The following is a 16,937-nucleotide window of genomic DNA, read 5'->3' on the forward strand; positions in this document are numbered from 1 at the left end:
GCCGAGGCAGCAGAATTACAACTGATGCAAGTATTTCTGAGGGTGGCAATATCAACATTAAAAGCGATATTCTGGTGACTCTCCCCAAGGAAAATAGCGATATTACTGCTAATGCGCGATCGGCTCAAGGTGGCCGCGTTAATATTAATGTCCCCAATGTTTTCGGGTTTACATCAGTAACTCGCGAACAGGTGCGAGCGACTTTGGGATTAACAGATGCTGAATTTGCAGCGTTGCAAGTAAGTCCGACTTCTCTAATTGCTACGAGCGATATTGCGGCTATTTCCCAAAGTAGCGGCCCGGATTTGCAAGGTAGTGTAACATTTAGTGATTCTGGGGTGAATCCTGCTCAAGGTTTAGTGGAACTGCCACAAAATGTGGTCAATCCGGCTGCGTTAATTGCGACAAATCCCTGCATCAAAGGGGCCGAGAGCGAGTTTACCGCTACTGGGAAAGGAGGAGTGCCACCGAGTCCTAATGATGCCCTCAGCAGCGGAGCATCGCCGTTTCCTTGGGTGGAAGAGGCAGGAAGAAATCTAACGAGCAATGTAGAGGATTTAACCGATGTAACCGATCGAGGGAAGAAGGAAGAGGGGGAAATCCGGGATCCGGAAGTTGTGCCGGCGCAAGGTTGGGTGGTGAATGCGAAAGGAGAAGTTATGCTTGTTGGATATAATCCGGGTAATGCTGCTGACTCTCGCAATCCTGGGCAGAATTCTGGTTGTGTGCCGCGTTGAAATTAGGTTTTTTTAAACCGCCGATGTAGGCGGATTAACGCGAATTAACGCAGATAAAGAATAAGATGGATTTGGGTTAATTAGTGTGTGTCTACGGCTGTAATTTTATTTTTTAAATATGAAGCTTACCCGATCGCTCCGGCAAGTAATTCTGTTATTTGTGATTTCCTGTCTGCTAGCAGTTGCGATTCCTCCCGGAGTTGCTCAGGTTAATCCACCACAAGCGGTGCAGCTTGTTCGACAAGCTCGAAGTCTGTACCAAGAGGAACGTTTTTCGGAAGCTGTACCGCTGTTGCAGCAAGCGGCGGCCCAGTTTGAGGCAAAAGGCGAAAATCTCGATCGCGCCACAGCTTTGAGCAATTTAGCTGCAACCTATGGGCAGTTGGGGCTTTGGGAAGAAGCAGAAAAAGCTGTCAATTCGAGTTTGTCGGCTGTGCGAACACAGGCAAAAACTCCCGAACAGCAGCGGATTTTGGCTGAAACTCTCAACATTCAAGGACAGTTGCAACTTGAACGGGGGCAGCCTCAAGATGCGATCGACATTTGGACGCAAGCTGCTAAAATTTTCGAGCAAATTGATAGAAAACCCCAAGTTTTTCAAGTTCAAATTAATCAAAGTCGGGCTTGGGAAATTCTCGGACTTTACCCCAGAGCTTGCAAAATGCTGTTAGCTTCTTTTAAGCTGGATAACCAAACTTGTGAAGTCTCGACGGCGGGTTTGGAAACTTTGAAAAATGGGTCGGTTTCTCTCGAACAAGTCCGGGGCATTCATGCTTTAGGGCGGGTGCTGCGGGTTTTGGGACAACTGGAACGATCGCAGGATGTGCTGTCGCTTGGACTCGAAGCAGCCAAAAAATTAGGTTCCCGCCCAGAGGAGGCTGCAATTTATCTCAATCTGGGCAATACGGTACGGGCTAAAAGCAATAAACCGGGTTTGACACCAGAACAGCGCGGTGATTGGGAACGCTTTGCCCTAGAATATTATGCTCGATCGGCCCAGGCGATGCCGGAGCGATCGCTCCTACAAATTCAAGCAAAGTTAAACCAATTGAGTTTGTTGGTCGATCGGACAAATTGGGCGGAGGCAGAAGATTTGTGGCGTTCTCTCGAACCTCAAGTCGCTCAACTTGGGTCGAACCGCGCCGGACTTTACGCTCAAATTAATCTAGCTCAAAGCTTGATGAAATTAGCTCAATCGCCTGCGGAAACTTTGAGTTTAAGCGATATTGACAAAATGCTCGATCGCTCTGTCGAAAAAGCAAACAGTTTGGGCGACAAACGAGTACAAGCTTATATTCTGGCAGCTAAAGGCAAACTATCGGAAATCCAAGAGCAGTATCAGAAAGCGGAAAATCTCACAACTGAGGCTTTGAGTTTAGCACCGGCGTTTCAATCTCCCGATATTGCTTACCAATTGTTTTGGCAACTTGGACGGATTCGGAAAGCTCAGGGAAATACAGAAGGGGCGATCGTTCAATATACTCAAGCTGTCAATATATTGTCTTCTCTGCGGGGCGATTTGGTGACAGTCAATCCCGAAGTGCAATTTTCGTTTCGGGAAAGTGCCGAACCGGTTTATCGGGAATTAGTCGGGCTGCTTTTGCAAGAGGAATCTCCCAGTCAAGCTAAATTGAAACAGGCGCGCCAAACGGTGGAATCTTTGCAGTTGGCGGAATTGGACAACTTTTTTCGGGATGCTTGCGCTGATGCTAAACCAAAGTCGATCGAGGAAATCGATCCGACGGCGGCGGTGATTTATCCGATTATTTTGAGCGATCGTTTGGAGGTAATTTTGTCAATTCCCGGCAAACCTCTGCGTCGCTACGCTACTGTGAAGTCTCAAGCCGAGTTGGAAACTGCCTTCAGACAAGCCAAAAATACCATCAGGCCTGCTTCTTTCCCCCGCAACAGGAGGCAAGCGGTTGAACAGGTTTACGACTGGTTAATCCGCCCTGCGGAAGCGGATTTGACCGCCAGCGGGATTAAAACCCTGGTATTTGTGCTCGACGGTTATTTGCGGAATCTGCCGATGGCGGTGCTGCACGACGGTGAAAAATTTTTGGTAGAAAAATACAGCATTGCTTTGGCGCCGGGATTGCAATTGCTTGCACCGAAACCGCTGAACAAAGTCAAGTTAAAAGTGCTTACCGCTGCCCTCTCCGAAGCGCGTCAAGGCTTCTCGGCTTTGCCGGGGGTAAAGGAGGAAATTCAACAAATTGCAGCCGAGATGCCGGCTAGTTCGCTGCTGAATGAAGATTTTGTCAGCGGGCGGTTGCACGATCGAATTAAAGCTTTGTCTTACCCGATCGTCCATTTGGCAACTCACGGTCAGTTTAGCTCGAACGCGGCGGATACTTTTATTGTGACTTGGGATCAGAAAGTGAATGTTAAGGAGTTCGATCAACTGCTGCGAGCCCGCACGGGTGAGAAACAACAGCCGATCGAACTTTTGGTTTTGAGTGCTTGCGAAACTGCTTCCGGCGATAACCGCGCGGCTTTGGGTTTGGCCGGGGCCGCAATTCGATCGGGTGCCCGCAGCACCGCCGCCACCCTTTGGCAAGTCAACGACGAATCTACAGCTATCTTTATGACTGAGTTTTACAAGCAACTGGCTTCTTCTAAAACCAGCAAAGCTGAAGCCCTCCGCAATGCTCAATTAACTCTGTTGCAAAACCAACAGTATCAGAATCCGTATTTCTGGGCACCTTTCGTGCTAGTGGGCAATTGGCAGTAATCTTCGATCGGGAATGGGGCATCGGGAATTGGGCATCGGGAATTGGGCATCGGGCTTGCAGTCAACTGACAACAGTCAACAGACAACAGACAACTGACTGAAATGCAGTTGGTTTTTTGTTAAAGTTTGTAAACTGTTAAGAGTGCTTTCTGCATCTAATATTTTTTCGAGGAGTCCCATGAAGCAACTTTTGATTGCTGAGCGCTTTTGCCTGATTGCCCACGTCTTGTCAATGGCTTTTGGATTGGCAGGGTTGCTGCTGATTTTACCCCGTCCCGAATTGGTGATGAGTTTGCCACCAGCAGGGCAAACGCTATTCCAGTGGGGGATGGCTGGGGGTGGAGTAGTTTATATCATCTTTGGTGCAGCAGCAGTTGCTCTGTATGCCTTGCGGACGTTGGGTTGGGGTGCAACTCTGGCTTTTTTAGTGCCTTCTGTGTTTTTGTCGTTGAGTAGCGAGTTGTTGGGAACGAGTACGGGTTTTCCCTTCGGCCACTACCACTATTTGAGCGGTTTGGGTTACAAAATTGCAGGGCTGGTTCCGTTTACAATTCCCCTGTCGTGGTTTTATCTGGGATTGGTTTCATACATAATTGCTCGCGCTGGATTAGCTGGCGGTAAAGGTGAACTCAACTGGGTGCGCCAAATAGGGGCGATCGCCCTGGGTGCTTTGCTGCTAACAGCTTGGGATTTTGTACTAGATCCGGCGATGAGTCAAACTTCTGTGCCTTTTTGGGAGTTTGAGGAACTTGGGGCTTTCTTTGGGATGCCTTACCGTAATTTGGCTGGCTGGATGGGTACGGGGGCGCTATTTATGTCTGTAGCAGCTTTCTTGTGGAGAAAAACACCGATTAAATTAGAGCGATCGGAATTGGGTTTGCCCTTAATTGTTTATTTGGTAAACTTTGCTTTCGGAGCAATTATCACTGTAACTTCGTTGGATTCTCGGTTCTGGTTCCCGACATCGCTAGCGGTGCTTCTGGGCGTAGTTCCGGCGATCGCGTTAAGCTGGATCGCTAAACCCGCAGCAGGTGACGTAACCGAAACAATGCCGTCTTTGGAGACATCTGCGATCGCGGCTGAAATTCCACCTGAGCCCGTGGGCGTTTTGCGTAAGTAAGTTGCTAATGAGCAACCCCGGCTGATTTAGCAAAAATTTACACTAAATTTTGAGCTAGTTTAAAAACCCGGTTTCTACAAGAAACCGGGTTTTTCAGCGGCGATTTTTTCATTCCCAATTCCTGTAATATGTTTGAGGTCAAAATTTTATTAAATTTTTTAAATTGATATTAGTTACCAAAAAAATGAACTGTAAATAAGCTCCCAATCCATATCCAGTCAATCATTCCCAATTCTTCAATTGTTTAATAGTATGGTTTTCCCGATCGCCCCTCACTTGTTCTCCCAACCGCTGACAACTATCATCCCTGTCGCACTCCTGCTGCTGCAATTGCCCGCTGCAGCCCTTCTGATGTCGCGCTTAATTAAAGGCCCATCGCGTATCCCGCCCCTGGAACCCGATTCGCCGACGCTGGATTTGTTAGGTTCTTGTACGGCGGTAGTACCGACTTTGAACGAAGCCGATCGCATTTCGCCTTGTTTGGATGGATTAAGCCGCCAAAGTTACGAACTCCGAGAAGTGATTGTGGTTGACAGCTATTCGGTAGACGGAACCGGAGATTTAGTCAAAGCAGCCGCACAAAAAGACCCCCGGTTTCGCTTGATTAACGACGATCCGCTGCCTGCAGGTTGGGTAGGGCGCCCCTGGGCGCTGAATGCAGGTTTTTTGGCAAGTTCCGAGAAGTGCGAGTGGATTTTGGGCATCGATGCGGATACTGTGCCGCATCCGGGTTTGATTGCGAGTTTACTCAAAACGGCGAAAGCTGGAAATTATGATTTGATTTCGCTGTCGCCGCAGTTTATCCTCAAGTATCCGGGGGAGTTGTGGCTGCAACCTGCTTTGTTAATGACTTTGGTTTATCGGTTCGGGCCGACGGGGACTGGCGGGGATGTGCCGGAACGGGTGATGGCGAACGGTCAGTGTTTCTTGTGTAAGCGCGAGGTTTTGGCGGCATTAGGGGGCTATGAGGTCGCGAGGGGTTCGTTTTGCGATGATGTAACTCTGGCTCGCTATGCGGCTGCTAAGGGCTTTAAGGTGGGCTTTTTGGATGGGGCAAAAGTGTTGAAGGTGCGGATGTATGAGGGGGCGATCGAGACTTGGAATGAATGGGGTCGATCGCTCGATTTGAAAGATGCTGCTTCAAGCGGTCAAATTTGGGGCGATTTGTGGCTGTTGCTGGCGGTTCAAGGTTTGCCGGTGCCGATTGTGTTGTGCTATTTGCTGTTTGGTTCGCTGCCGCCGGTTGGTGTATTTCCCCACTTTTGGCTGTTGGGATTGAATGTATTTTTGGTTGCTGTGCGATCGGCTTTGTGTTTCGCGATCGCTCCTTCCTACGATACAACTGGGGCATCGGGTAAATGGCTGTTTTGGCTGTCACCTTTAGCCGATCCGTTGGCGTTTTTGCGAATTCTAATTTCTGCGTTGAATCAGCCTACTCAGTGGCGCGGCCGGAAGTATGAATAATGATTAAATTTGGGCTATATATTTTAAAAAACGAAAATATGTGCGATCGCTGTGGAGACGAACAACCCAAGCCCTGAAAAAATCCTCGCTCAGTTAATCTTAATCAGCCTGGGAATCAATAACGTATTGATGTCATTGCTCGCGGGGATGGTTAGCTGGCGCGCCCTCTTAGAAAAGCAATCGCAGCATCTATTTTTTTTTCATGGATTCTGCGTTTAGGATTCGGAGATTGAGTTGACAAGCTGTACCGCATTTAAATTGTATATTTCAATTCCGTATCAAAATTCGTCCAATCCCCGCATCCACTCAACGTGCCACCTGCCGCATATATTCCCCCCACAACTGAGCGGCATTTGAACTACCTCCCCCAGTCGGAGAATTATCATCATTTCCCAACCAAACTCCTGTTACCAGTTGCTGACTCGGAATATAACCGACAAACCACAAATCTCGATTATCATTAGTCGTGCCTGTTTTTCCAGCTTCTCCCAACCCCAAAGCAGCACTGCTACCCGTACCTCCGCGCACAACACCTTGCAGCATATCAGTCATCGTATCCGCTACGGCTTCCGAAACTAACTGCCGATTGGCAATGCCATCTTTTTGATAGTCATAAATCACCCGGCAACTGTTAAAATCATTTCTATCTTTGCAATCGCTGCTGTCAATAATTCGCTTAATTACGTGGGGGCGATTTCCCAAGCCCCGATTTGCCAAAACCCCGAAAGCACCCGTTAATTGCAACACATTAACTTCACTTTCACCTAATACTAAACCAGGGTTAGAACGAAGTTCAGATGTAATCCCTAAACGTCGGGCCATTCCCACTACATTGTCTAAACCGACATCCTGTGCTATTCTCAAAGCAATTGCATTTTCCGACAATGCTAAGCCGCGATACATATCAGCACTGCCGCTGGTTCTTTCGCAGGCGCTATAACTTTGTCCGGCCCAGAAAAGGGGGGCGCAAGAATAAGTTTTATCGGGTGAGATTCCCTGTTCCAGGGCGGCTGCATAGGTGAAAATCTTAAATGTAGAACCAGGCTGTCTCAAAGCTTGGGTAGCCCGATTAAACTGACTTTTCAAATAATCTACGCCCCCAACTAAAGCTAAGACTTCTCCGGTTGTACTATTGAGAGTAACCACGGCTCCTTGAGAAAAACCTGCACTGGCTCCCGCGTTTTCAACAGCATTTCTGAGGGAACTTTCCGCCAACTTTTGCAGGCCGGGGTTCAAACCTGTTTCTACAATAAAATTGCCTTCTCGGGCTAACTGCTCCCCCAGCAAAAACTCCAACTCGTCAAATACATAACTGTAGAAATAAGGAGCGATCGTACTTTGCAGATATTGGCGGGCTTTGGGATTGATCTCAATTCGCGATCGCCTCGCGCGATCGGCTTCTTCCTGAGAAACCGTCCCCATAGCCCGCATCCGTTCGATTACTCGATCGCGGTACTGTACCGCCAACTGATAATTTTGAATCGGATTAAAACTGTTTGGCGCAGGCAAAATCCCCGCCAAAGTTGCCGCCTCTGACAAAGTTAAATCCTTCGCCGACTTCCCAAAATAAAACCGAGCCGCATCCTCAAAACCGTAAAGGTCAATTCCCAAAAACACGCGATTCAAATAAGTCAGCAACAGCTCGTCTTTGCTGTAATAATTCTCCAGTTTCAACGCAACTACAGCTTCCCGTAACTTGCGTCCCGCCGAATCTTGAGTTCCCACATAATCTCGAAACAAACTCCTCGCTAACTGCTGCGTCACAGTGCTGCCACCTTCGCGAATTCCTCCCCCGCGAACATTAGTCAAAAGCGCGCGCAAAACTCCGATCGGATCTACCCCCAAATGCCAATTGTAGCGGCTGTCTTCCGAAGCAAGTACCGCCTTGGATAAATAAGGCGAAAAATCCTGCAATTGCTTTAATTCTAAGTGAGCGTTATTCTGAGGAGGACGCAGGGGAGTTTGCCCATCGCGGGCGTAAACAATCACGGGGCCATTGATACTTCTCGGCAGAGGCCGCACTTGAAACTTTGTCGATTCCATCCCTACCAACACGGCAATCAAAGCCGTGATTCCGCTGACGCCGTAAAAGCTGTAACGCACCAGTTCCAAATACCAAGGCGGCGGATATACGAATTGAATTCTGACCGCAGCGGCTAGTTCCGGCGGCCCTAAAGTGAACACGTCTCCGTGACGCAGGGACATACTTTTAACTCGCCTTTTGCCGCTGTAAATGCCGTTTGTGGAGTCTTCATCTTTGATGACAAAAGGAGTCCGCCGCCGAGTATCGCGCGACAGGGATAAGTGCACGTGACTGACAACGGGATTGCGAACTACAATATCTGAAGATTTTGACGATCGACCTAACAAATATCGATCGCCCAACAGCGGATAAACCTCAGCTTTAGCTGCACCCGCATCCTGTACCCAGAGTTCGGGTACTTTGGCGTTTGGTTTCAGCGCTAGCTGGTTAAAATTAACCTTGGCAATAGTCTGGACTGCTTGGGTAATCGCACCCAAGACGGTTTGAGGTTTGCGGGGCGGCGGCGGTGGGGTCATATTTCGCTGTGCACTACGATCGAGCGATCGGCTCTTGCACCATTCTACTCGCAACTTTTGGCTAATTTCACGATCTGCCCACACTCTTAAGGCGATCGTCGGCTAGTGGTGATCGATTTTGGGGTTATTGGTGAACCCCCAAGGCGAGGAGTTTCTTGAGCAAATCTCCACCCAACTACCAAAAATCCCCCTCTCACCAGATGATTTAATTCTCATAAACTGGCCAAAAAATCCACACTATCGATAACAGTTATCCCCGATTTACTCACACAAGTCGCATAATTAAAACCCCCCTTTTTCAAGGGGGGTTAAAAGCCAAAAATCAGCTTGATTCTCCTTACATCGAAGAACCCAAACCGGCATAAGCACCGTAGAAGAAAAGACTCACAATGCTCAGAACACCGAGACCAGCGACAGTAGCTACCAGCCACAAAGGAATTCTTCCACTTTCACTAAACATAGCCATCACCTCACTAATTTACAGCTAAACAAATTCGATGGAACTATCGAAAGCCAACTCAGACACCAGTTAATTAAAGAAATAACTGGAAAACAAAATACCCAAAACAAAAATCAGCAACAAACCCAAATACAAAGAAGTCCGGTTTAACTCAACAGGCTGCTCGTTGGGATTAGGAACGCGCTCAGGCATTGTAAACTCCTATCGTTGAATAAATTGCATTGCTGCGATCGCGCCCAAAAAGAAAATTGTTGGGACACCTAAAGTATGAACTGCCAACCAGCGCACCGTAAAAATCGGATACGAAATTGGCTCATTATTTGGGGTTCTGCTCGTCATTTTTCCAAATCCTTGTTAAATTACTTGGCAATGAACTGATCTACTTGTTTCTTAGCTTCAAAGCGATCCGAGATAATCGGCACTTCTTCCCGCTGCGGTGTGAAATACTGGTTAGGGCGAGGAGTGCCGAAAGCATCGTAAGCCAAACCCGTTTGCACAAACAGCCATCCAGCAATAAACAAAGCCGGAATGGTGATGCTGTGAATTACCCAATAACGGATACTTGTAATAATGTCCCCAAACGGACGTTCTCCAGTTGTACCAGCCATTTAGAATCCTCCTTTCAACAACAAATTGACAGACAATCTCTATTACTATTCTACTATCAAGCCGCTTGCGCTGAACCTTGATATTTAAGTAGAGTACCGCTCGCACCGATCACAAATCCGCGATCGGGGCCCATAAAGACAATCCTGTAAAAATTAGCCGGAACATCTTCAACTTCGCGGTCTTTTAGCCAAGTTTTCCCGCCGTCCAAACTGCACAGCAAATTGCCGCCGCCGCCGGCTACCCAAACTTCATTATCAGTCCGGTAAGCCATGTCCAGCAAACCCCAACTCGCCTTGCGATCTGGAAAAAACGGTTTTCCCCAACCTTCAGGATTGGACGGGTCGCTAAACTGAATCTGACCGCCGCGGGCGAGCATCCACAAACGCCCGTCCTTGGTAAAGCCCATATTTTGCAGGCGGCGAGAACTATTGCGGTTGTGAGGTTCCCAAGCTTCTTGTCCGGGTTTCCACACCGAGTAGAAATTGCCCTTCGAGGAAACCGCAACATACTGCCCGTCTTCAGAACGGTTGATATTGCGAACTACCCCAAAAGAATCCTGCACGACAGCTTTCCAATTTTTGCCGCCGTCAGAAGTCCGGTAAATCGCCCCGACATCGGTCGTCATCTCGGCGGAATTCGGGCCCAAAGCGGCGATCGTACTCGGAGAACCGGGCAACTGACTGCTCAAAGCAATCCGCGTCCAAGACTTGCCCTCATCGTTCGTGTGGAGCAAAACTGAAGGCTGGCCGACAATCCAGCCTTCGGAACCCGAAAAACTTACCGACGCAAAACGCGACCTCGGATCGTCGATATCCAGTGCTATAGGCTTCCAGCTAGTGCCACCGTCAAGGGTTTCGAGCAGAGTCGCCTCAGAACCCACAACCCAGCCGTGCTGAGGATTGCCCGTAAAGGCAATATCCTGCAAATTAGCTTCCGTTGGCAAGGAAATCACTTGCCAGGGGTTGTAACTCACAGAACCGATGGTGCTGCAACTCGTACAGATGAGCGCAGCGGCCAATAACATTACAATTCGTTGCCAAAATCTCACAATCGTTTTACTGCAAACCATACATACTAAGTAACAACAAGAAACCAACGACCAAGCCGCCAAAAATCAGCAAACTTTTCTGACCTTCGGTCATGCCGTTGACACCGACACCGTAGCGCTGATTTGCCTTAAATCCCGATACCCCTTCCATCTGACCGAGATTTTGAAACATCGATTTGCGCGCCCCGCAAACGGGACAGACCCAAGTTTGGGGCAAATCTTCAAAAGCCGTGCCCGGGGCAATGTCAATTTTGGGATTTCCCTTTTTCGGCTCATAGACGTAGCCGCAGGCGCGGCACTCGTGCCGATCGAGGGTTTTGGTTTCAGTAGCTCGATCGCTCATAGCTCCAAAAGAGTAGGTAAGCTAATCTTAAAATATACATTAAAAATTATTGCAGAAGATGGACGATTAATCTCAACCAACTCGTAATTTTAGCTACCCAAAATCTATATAATGTAACAGACAAGTTACAGAACCCTTTCACCTAGGCAGTAATTATTCACCGTGTTTGCACTCAGCGGCTACGAGTATTTCTTAGGCTTCCTGTTAATTTCCAGCCTAGTCCCTATCCTCGCCCTCACGGCGTCTAAGGTACTGCGGCCCAAAAGTCGTCCCTACGACCGACGCACTACCTACGAATCAGGCGTCGAGCCGATCGGCGGAGCCTGGATTCAGTTCAACATCAGATATTATATGTTCGCCCTGGTCTTCGTCATCTTCGACGTAGAGACCGTCTTCCTCTATCCTTGGGCGGTTGCTTTCAACCAGCTAGGACTGTTGGCTTTCATCGAAGCCTTGTTTTTTATCACGATCCTCGTTATTGCTCTTGTCTATGCATGGCGCAAAGGAGCCTTGGAATGGTCTTAAGTTCTGACAAATCACAAAAACCTCTAATTGTCAACCCCGCAGAGCGCCCGCAAGTCACATCCGAATTATCAGAGAACGTCATCCTGACAACAGTGGATGACCTCTACAATTGGGCGAGACTTTCGAGCCTGTGGCCGCTTCTTTACGGTACCGCTTGCTGCTTCATCGAATTTGCAGCTTTGATCGGATCGCGCTTTGACTTCGACAGATTCGGCTTAGTACCGCGATCGAGTCCGCGACAAGCCGACCTGATCATCACCGCCGGCACAATTACCATGAAGTACGCCCCCATCTTGGTGCGGCTGTACGAACAAATGCCCGAACCAAAATACGTGATCGCGATGGGTGCTTGCACCATCACCGGCGGAATGTTCAGCGTAGACTCCACCACAGCAGTCAGAGGCGTTGACAAACTGATTCCCGTAGATGTGTACATACCCGGCTGTCCCCCCCGCCCAGAAGCGATTATTGACGCAATTATCAAACTGCGGAAAAAAATCGCCAACGATTCCATGCAAGAACGGGCCAATTTGCTGCCAACCCACCGCTACTACACCAGACCCCACAAGATGAAAGTAGTAGACGACATTTTAGATGGCAAATACTTGTCAGTTCCCGGCCGGATGGCGCCACCGAAAGAATTGACCGAAGCAATGGGAATGCCAGTACCACCGGCTTTGCTTGCAGGACAAAAACAGGAGGTAAACCGTGGCTGAGACAGAAACCTCAATTGTTGAAGCCGGGAAGGTTTCCCAGTGGTTGACTGAAAATGGCTTTGAACACGAAGCTTTAGCGGCCGATAATTTGGGCGTGGAGATATTAAAGGTCGATCGAGACTTCTTAATTCCGATGTCAACAGCACTGTATGCCTACGGGTTTAATTATATGCAGTGCCAGTGCGCCTACGACCAAGGGCCGGGAGAAGATTTAGTCAGCGTCTACCACTTGGCTAAACTGACAGATAATGCTTCCAAGCCTGAAGAAGTGCGCGTCAAAGTATTCATTCCCCGCGAAGATCCCAGAGTGCCATCAGTCTACTGGATTTGGAAAGCGGCCGACTTTCAAGAGCGGGAATCCTACGATATGTACGGCATAGTATACGAAGGACATCCGAATCTGAAACGGATTTTGATGAACGAAGATTGGGTAGGCTGGCCGCTGCGGAAGGATTACATTTCCCCGGATTTCTACGAATTGCAAGACGCTTATTAAGGAAGTTTTGCGAGGGCGGGTTTGAGCATAAAATTGGACTTTTAAAGTTGAGTTTTATGCTAAACTCGCCCTCTGTTTTTTTATTAACTGCTTCCTAGCCTCTGCCTGGGAACCGCTGTCCAACAACGCTATTTTCAAAAAAGTATTAGTATGGTTTACGAAACTTCTGGTTTAATAGCTTTACTAAGTATCGTAATAATTTACCTGCAACTTCGCAGGGGTAATAACAAACTAGAGGATAACAGGCTCGAAGCACAGACGTAAGGATTCAGGTCTAAAAACTTGCGGCTCCAACGCTTGTCTGGCAAGGGTTGTAGGGCAAAATAAGGGTTTTTGCCTTTCGTGGTTGATTGTCAATAAAGGACGAAAAACTGTCATTTTTTGTCTTTTATTGAGAATAGAGATTTATTTAGCATCAAGCTCCAGATCTAAAGTCTTTGCCCAGCAAGGAGTTCAGTGACCTGAATCCTTACGCACAGACACTTGAGCTTAGGCAAATAAACCAGCAGTTACAACAAGGAAATAACCTATTTACCGCCTTTATAGTTCAAATCCTTGCAAGATTTAAGCAAACAGAGGCAGAACTCAAGGCAGCTATTACTGAGAACAATTCTTTGAAGCAGACGGTTCAAAGGCTACAACAACAATTAGCAAGCGTTGAAAGCGAAAGAGATGAAGTAAGGAAAATTTCAACAAATCTTCGTATTGAAAATGTTTACTTTGAACAAAAAATTGAAGAACTAGAAGCTCATAAAAAAGTTCTTATTCAAGAATTGGGTGGTTCTCTCAGTAGTCAAGATATAGAGTTTATAACGTGGGAATTTTTAATCGAGAAAGTTAAAGAGGTTACTAGGCAGCTTAATGAAGTCATAGCCCAAAATCAATCACTCATTAAAACCAATACGGATTTACAGCAAGAAAGAGACGTTCTGAAAAGAGAGTTAAATCAAGTTAAAGATAATAATACTAGATTGACGCAAGATAATCTACAACTCCGAGTTAGCAAAAACTCTTTAGAGTCAGAACTAAGACGAACAGTAGACCGAATTCAACCTTTAGAGATAGATAATAACCAGCTAGAGCAAGAAAAAACACAATTAGATTTAAATTTATTAAACTCCAATTTACGTCAATTAGAAACAAAAGTTAAGCAACTAGAAGGGAATGCCAGAGAGCTAGAAAAAGCCAAAATAAGTTTAGAGCGACAGCTTAAGGACGAGAAAAATAGAGTTGCACCTCTTGAGCAAAAAATTAAAAACTTGGAACAGGTAATAACTCAACTGGAAACAGAGCTTGAGCAGGAGAAAAGTAAATGTAGGGCTACCATTGAAAAGATGAAAGAGGAAAATAATCGGCTGCTTGCAACAATAGTTCGACAAGAGGAGATCATAAAAGAGCTACGAGAAGAAATTGAGAGTTTGATAATTATAGATCCGGATAATGATGGAATAATCTTAGAAGATTATAATGATTCAAGTTTATTAGAAGATTATAATGATTTAGTTTATTTCGTTCAAACATCTTTAGGAACTTCAGGTATAGAGGAATTAGATGATTGGGGAAAAACAGAAGAGTTTTACATAGAACTTATCAGTAGACTTTGTTTTATCGATACTATACTCATAACTAAAATAAAATCCTTGGAATATAAATTCCATCCGGTTTATAAGGAATATATTGCTGCGAGTTTAGATATTAGCTTTAGCTATCCCGGTGAATTTTTGTTTTGGAGTAATGGCGAAATGTGTTTGGAACTAAGTTATTTCTTCAATAGTAAGTTGTAATTAAGAGTTTATCAATCTAACCGATGAGTTACACCTATCGCAAAACAAAACTAGAATACGGGAATTTTCCGACACCGTATTATAAGTGCCTGGAGGTAATAAGAGTGGCAAAGAATACAATTAAATTACTAGATGTCGTTGCCTTGACAGTTGACATTCCTGAATACAACCTGTGGCGCGGACAAGTAGGGACAGTGGTTGAACTGTTGGCAGATGGTGCAGCGTTTGAGGTTGAATTTAGCGATCGCAACGGACGCACTTATGAATCTGTCGGGCTGCATCCAGAGCAAATCATGGTGTTGTATTTTGAGCCACCATCACCTGATATCAAACCCGAAATGGTTACAGCATAAGCCGCCCAATAACTTGCAGACTTTATAAAAAATTGGATTTCAGGTTGATAAGTGGTATCCGCTCAATAATCCGGGGTAAATCGATCTTCAACGATGCACATCAAATGACGCAAAATAGTTCCTGAGTGGGCAGTCCGCCCCGAATTATTGAGTGAATACGAATTTCTCAACTTGGAATCATTCCCTCTCTACTGTTATTAGCGAAAAATCTTCTCTTCATCCCTTGGGCTTGTCTTGGCAACTAGAATAATTGCTCCCCCTATTTATTGAGCCGATACCCTATATTCATGGAATACGCTGTAAGTTTGTCAGTCCCGCAGTGATTGTCCTGAATTTAGAAACCCTGAACGGAAACAATCCTGCTTTGTAGTTCATTAGGCGTTACATTGTCTACAAAACCTAAAATCGTGTTAGAATTTCTTACTCTGATTAGAGTTCCTGAATAAACTCCGGTAATTCCGCCTCTGGGTTGAGTTGCTGAAGCAGATCCACTTGCGTCGGCCGGACCTGGAGGGAGTAATGGTTGTAAAGCTTGCGGCAGATCGAACGTATATGTTAATGCCACATTCTGTACTGGCTCCAACACTATATCATTGACCGTTAAGTCACTCGCTAATCCAATGCGATCAATATCAGGATCAAAACTTTCGATTATATCACTAGAATTGATATCTGTATTGGCAGGATCTATTTCCAGAACGCATAAATTATTGCCAAAACCACAACTTAAGAAGTCTCTGCCCAAGCCACCAACCAGAGTGTTATTCCCCTCTCCGCCGTCTAAAGCATCGTTGCCTCTACCCCCAAATAAAATATCATCGCCAGCCTCTCCAAGAAGAAAATCAGCATCTAGACCACCACTGAGGGAGTTATTCCCCTCCTGTCCATACAGTGCATCTTTTCCTTTTCCCCCAAATACTGAATCATTGCCTGCAAAACCTATGAGAATATCTTCCCCTTCATTTCCCAGGATTAACTCGCTAGCCCCTGAGCCATTTACTGTATCATCCCCATCGAGCGCCCAAGCTCCTAAAGGGAAGTTGGCTAAATCTCCAGGAAAAAGTTGAATCAATTCCGAGGTGTTGTCGCCAATTAAGCGCAATGTCCCTGATGGATCGGGTTTTAAAGCCATAGTTAAAATCTTTGTGTTTTGGTAGATTACTAACCCTACTTGAGCCAATACTGGCTCACAAGTTGGTCATAATTCAATTAGAACCGTATTCAATATAACTCGAAACGGTATTTTCCAAAAGCATATCAACAGTCACCGGCCCGATTCCTCCCGGCAGCGGCGTGATAAATTCGGCTACTGTTTTAACAGCATTAAAATCAACATCTGGGGCCAAACGACTCGTAGCGTCTGGATTGACAACGCCGAAGTCGCGTTGGTGCTATCTTGAATTCCTCACGCTAAATCTTAGTGATTAGTGATTTCGATCCGAGATTGAAATCGCTACTACACCAACTTTCGTCCGCCTAGGCTGACTCAAAGAGTAAATAATTTTACAAGACTAACGCTGCATAGTCAATTTTTACACTACCCATAGTAGTAAGGTGCGAAATACGCACCCTACTACTAGCATTTCTGCGTAAGTTATGTAAATATCAGGAGTTAATTTGTGGCTAACAATATGATAAGTTTGTCAGGCCACCACTGATTGTCCTGAATTTAGAAACTCTGAACGGAAACAATCCTGGTTTGTAGTTCATTAGGCGTTACATTGTCTACAAAACCTAAAATCGCGTTAGAATTCCTGACTCTGATTAGAGTTCCTGAAACAACTCCGCTAATTTCGCTGAGAAAAACTGGAGGAACCAATAATTGTAACGCTTGCGACACATCGAGCCTATATGTGAATGTCACATTGTCTACCCGCTCCAACACTATATCATTGACCGTTAAGCCACTCGCTAAGTAGGTAGGCGGGAAAAAACATATTTATGTAACAAAACATTAAGCAGCATAATTGGAGTTAAACTTAAGGCGTT

16 protein-coding genes and 2 pseudogenes are annotated in these 16,937 nt (G+C 46.2%); 9 read left to right on the forward strand and 9 right to left on the reverse strand.

What is annotated here, in order from left to right:
• The 4 genes and pseudogenes from QUA25_RS27350 to cruG all read left to right on the forward strand — a co-directional run.
• Positions 1-737, forward strand: a pseudogene (locus QUA25_RS27350) (filamentous hemagglutinin); the annotation flags it as partial.
• 118 nt (positions 738-855) lie between these two features.
• Positions 856-3,471, forward strand: coding sequence for a CHAT domain-containing protein (locus QUA25_RS27355; protein ID WP_333042715.1), 2,616 nt, complete (start codon positions 856-858; stop codon positions 3,469-3,471).
• A gap of 178 nt (positions 3,472-3,649) precedes the next feature.
• The gene (gene cruF, locus QUA25_RS27360; RefSeq protein ID WP_333042717.1) at positions 3,650-4,591 is read left to right on the forward strand and encodes a gamma-carotene 1'-hydroxylase CruF; all 942 of its coding nucleotides are present in this window, start codon (positions 3,650-3,652) and stop codon (positions 4,589-4,591) included.
• Between the two features lie 252 nt (positions 4,592-4,843).
• A complete protein-coding gene (gene cruG, locus QUA25_RS27365; protein WP_333042718.1) occupies positions 4,844-6,055 on the forward strand; it encodes a 2'-O-glycosyltransferase CruG in 1,212 nt (403 codons plus the stop codon).
• 306 nt (positions 6,056-6,361) lie between these two features.
• Here cruG and QUA25_RS27370 read toward each other — a convergent pair whose 3' ends face one another.
• The 7 genes from QUA25_RS27370 to QUA25_RS27400 form a co-directional block, all read right to left on the reverse strand.
• A complete protein-coding gene (locus QUA25_RS27370; protein ID WP_333042731.1) occupies positions 6,362-8,614 on the reverse strand; it encodes a transglycosylase domain-containing protein in 2,253 nt (750 codons plus the stop codon).
• Positions 8,615-8,951: 337 nt separating this feature from the next.
• Positions 8,952-9,074, reverse strand: coding sequence for a photosystem II reaction center protein J (locus tag QUA25_RS27375; RefSeq protein WP_006635506.1), 123 nt, complete (start codon positions 9,072-9,074; stop codon positions 8,952-8,954).
• Between the two features lie 69 nt (positions 9,075-9,143).
• Positions 9,144-9,266: a photosystem II reaction center protein L gene (locus QUA25_RS27380; protein WP_015176850.1), complete on the reverse strand. Its 123-nt coding sequence runs from the start codon at positions 9,264-9,266 to the stop codon at positions 9,144-9,146.
• A gap of 9 nt (positions 9,267-9,275) precedes the next feature.
• On the reverse strand, positions 9,276-9,413 hold the full coding sequence (psbF, locus tag QUA25_RS27385) for a cytochrome b559 subunit beta (protein WP_006635504.1): 138 nt from the start codon (positions 9,411-9,413) through the stop codon (positions 9,276-9,278).
• A gap of 20 nt (positions 9,414-9,433) precedes the next feature.
• Positions 9,434-9,682 (reverse strand): cytochrome b559 subunit alpha, encoded by a 249-nt coding sequence (gene psbE, locus QUA25_RS27390; RefSeq protein ID WP_006635503.1) that lies wholly within the window; start codon positions 9,680-9,682, stop codon positions 9,434-9,436.
• A 56-nt stretch (positions 9,683-9,738) separates the two neighbouring features.
• Entirely contained in the window at positions 9,739-10,752 is a 1,014-nt protein-coding gene (locus QUA25_RS27395; protein WP_333042721.1) for a photosynthesis system II assembly factor Ycf48, read from the reverse strand.
• Positions 10,739-11,074 carry a rubredoxin gene (locus tag QUA25_RS27400; RefSeq protein WP_015176848.1) on the reverse strand — a complete coding sequence of 112 codons (336 nt, stop codon included), beginning with the start codon at positions 11,072-11,074 and terminating at the stop codon, positions 10,739-10,741. Before QUA25_RS27400 ends, QUA25_RS27395 begins: the two co-directional genes overlap by 14 nt.
• Positions 11,075-11,236: 162 nt before the next feature.
• Between QUA25_RS27400 and ndhC the strand changes: the two genes are divergently transcribed.
• From ndhC to QUA25_RS27425, 5 genes are all read left to right on the forward strand, one after another.
• Positions 11,237-11,599: a photosynthetic/respiratory NAD(P)H-quinone oxidoreductase subunit C gene (ndhC, locus tag QUA25_RS27405; RefSeq protein WP_006635500.1), complete on the forward strand. Its 363-nt coding sequence runs from the start codon at positions 11,237-11,239 to the stop codon at positions 11,597-11,599.
• Complete coding sequence (gene ndhK / locus QUA25_RS27410; RefSeq protein WP_333042724.1) at positions 11,590-12,315, forward strand: photosynthetic/respiratory NAD(P)H-quinone oxidoreductase subunit K; 726 nt, start codon at positions 11,590-11,592, stop codon at positions 12,313-12,315. The genes ndhC and ndhK overlap by 10 nt, the downstream gene beginning before the upstream one ends.
• The gene (locus QUA25_RS27415; RefSeq protein WP_333042725.1) at positions 12,308-12,811 is read left to right on the forward strand and encodes an NAD(P)H-quinone oxidoreductase subunit J; all 504 of its coding nucleotides are present in this window, start codon (positions 12,308-12,310) and stop codon (positions 12,809-12,811) included. Before ndhK ends, QUA25_RS27415 begins: the two co-directional genes overlap by 8 nt.
• Before the next feature lie 437 nt (positions 12,812-13,248).
• A complete protein-coding gene (locus tag QUA25_RS27420; protein WP_333042726.1) occupies positions 13,249-14,595 on the forward strand; it encodes a hypothetical protein in 1,347 nt (448 codons plus the stop codon).
• A 104-nt stretch (positions 14,596-14,699) separates the two neighbouring features.
• A complete protein-coding gene (locus QUA25_RS27425) occupies positions 14,700-14,948 on the forward strand; it encodes a DUF4926 domain-containing protein (RefSeq protein ID WP_333042728.1) in 249 nt (82 codons plus the stop codon).
• Between the two features lie 334 nt (positions 14,949-15,282).
• On the opposite strand, the gene QUA25_RS27430 is transcribed toward QUA25_RS27425, so the two are convergent.
• Both QUA25_RS27430 and QUA25_RS27435 read right to left on the reverse strand, forming a co-directional pair.
• Positions 15,283-16,080, reverse strand: coding sequence for a calcium-binding protein (locus tag QUA25_RS27430; RefSeq protein ID WP_333042729.1), 798 nt, complete (start codon positions 16,078-16,080; stop codon positions 15,283-15,285).
• A 73-nt stretch (positions 16,081-16,153) separates the two neighbouring features.
• Positions 16,154-16,303, reverse strand: a pseudogene (locus tag QUA25_RS27435) (bifunctional 5,10-methylene-tetrahydrofolate dehydrogenase/5,10-methylene-tetrahydrofolate cyclohydrolase); the annotation flags it as partial.
• Between the last annotated feature and the right edge of the window lie 634 nt (positions 16,304-16,937).

This window comes from Microcoleus sp. Pol17C6 (assembly GCF_036701145.1).
Lineage (GTDB): Bacteria > Cyanobacteriota > Cyanobacteriia > Cyanobacteriales > Microcoleaceae > Microcoleus.